The following is a 1,757-nucleotide window of genomic DNA, read 5'->3' on the forward strand; positions in this document are numbered from 1 at the left end:
CGTTTGCGAAACGCCACAACCCTCATAAATACGGCATTTTTCTGTTACTAAAAACAAATAACTCCTCACTGGATATGGTATAATAGAGTTGCCTAGAAACTATAAACCACTACCCAGAAAGGAGTTATTCTGATATCTATGATACCATACAAACAGCTTTCTTTGGCAGATATTTTTCAAGATTGCCAAGATAAATTTGATAATGACAAGCCTGCGTTTCTGTCTCTACTGGAAAACCATATCGACATGGATGAAATTATTCCGATTTCTTTTAGAAATCATTTTTATGCATCAACGGGCAGAACCCGTAAATACTCTTTACAAGCCTTGTTGTGGGCTTTAATTATTCAGCGCATTTTTTCTATCCCTACCGACCAGCTCCTGTTGATATTCCTTGCTTATTCAAAGCCGCTTCGTGAATTCTGTGGTTTTAAGAAGGTTCCTGACGCTTCTAAAATCACCCGCTTTAAACAGGATTTCTTACAGGATCTGAGGGATGTTTTCGATAACCTTATTGACCTTACAGAACCAATCTGTCAGGCTATTGATTCTGCTAAAGCAGATATGACCATCTTTGATTCCTCTGGTATTGAAGCTTTTGTTACTGAGAATAATCCTAAATACGCCAACAGAATTATCAAACAGCTAAAAGCCTATGCTAAAGCTATGAACTTTGATAAAAGCTATGACCCTTATAAAGCTGCCTACGGCTCCATGCCTTCCCATGCTTCTGCTAATCCGGAAATCAAACAGCTTTATATAAACGGACACTTCTGCTATGTATTCAAATTTGGCATTGTTACCAACGGACTGGGCATTATTCGACACATCTCTTTCTACAACAAAGATTTTTTATCTTCTCATCCTGATATTGTTGTGGAAAAGAAATCGGATTCCCCTGATGAGGATAAAAGCGTTCATGATTCGAAGCTCCTTGTTCCGACTTTAAAGGATTTCTTCGAAAAACATCCTTTAATTAATCCTAAAGTATTTCTCGGAGATGCCGCTTTTGATACCATAAAGCTTTACAAAGACTTACTCACCGGTGACACATTTGGCAATGACAGGCATTTTGAACGTGCATATATTCCATTAAACGCAAGGGCACATCTCGAAAATACTGACTACACAATCAATGAAGAGGGTATTCCCTGCTGTCCTTATGACGCATCGCTTCCCATGAAACCGGAGGGAAGTAAATCTAACCTGCGAAGCGGACTAAGAACCTTTAAATTTGTCTGTCCCAAAATGCAGTGGGTATATGACAAATCTACTCAAAAAGCTCATAGGGAATGTTTCTGTGATAATCCCTGTACTGATTCAAAATGTGGACGAATGGTCTACATTTATCCCGAAAAAAATCTTCGTGCTTATCCTGGTACAATACGAGGAACTGAAGAATGGGATAATACATACAAAATCCGCACTGTTGTTGAAAGAGACATTCATCATATCAAGGATAATCTCTGTCTTGCAGGAAGACGTACACAAAACGAAAAAACTCTGCATGCTGACTTAATCCTTGCCGGTATCACCCAGCTCATAACAGTTGTACTTGCTGATAAAATCAAACATCACGAATATATTCGCAGTTTAAAACCGCTAATTGCTTAGGACTTACCAACTTCAAAAGCTGTTAAGCTTATTAAAGTGCGTCAAAAATCTTTGAACATCACCCTCTATCTCTGAAATCGTGTAAAGCACGATTTCTACCTTGTTTTGAATCAAGATTGCGAACTTGTTTCGCAATTACCTAA

The 1,757-nt window shown here is 38.3% G+C and carries 1 protein-coding gene; it reads left to right on the forward strand.

Features of this window, described 5'->3' with window-relative positions; translation table 11 throughout:
- The first annotated feature begins 138 nt into the window (after positions 1-138).
- Positions 139-1,614 (forward strand): ISNCY family transposase, encoded by a 1,476-nt coding sequence (locus tag HMPREF0240_RS23180; protein WP_009005820.1) that lies wholly within the window; start codon positions 139-141, stop codon positions 1,612-1,614.
- Positions 1,615-1,757 lie beyond the last annotated feature (143 nt).

It is taken from the genome of Clostridium sp. D5, assembly GCF_000190355.1.
Classification (GTDB): domain Bacteria; phylum Bacillota; class Clostridia; order Lachnospirales; family Lachnospiraceae; genus Faecalicatena; species Faecalicatena fissicatena_A.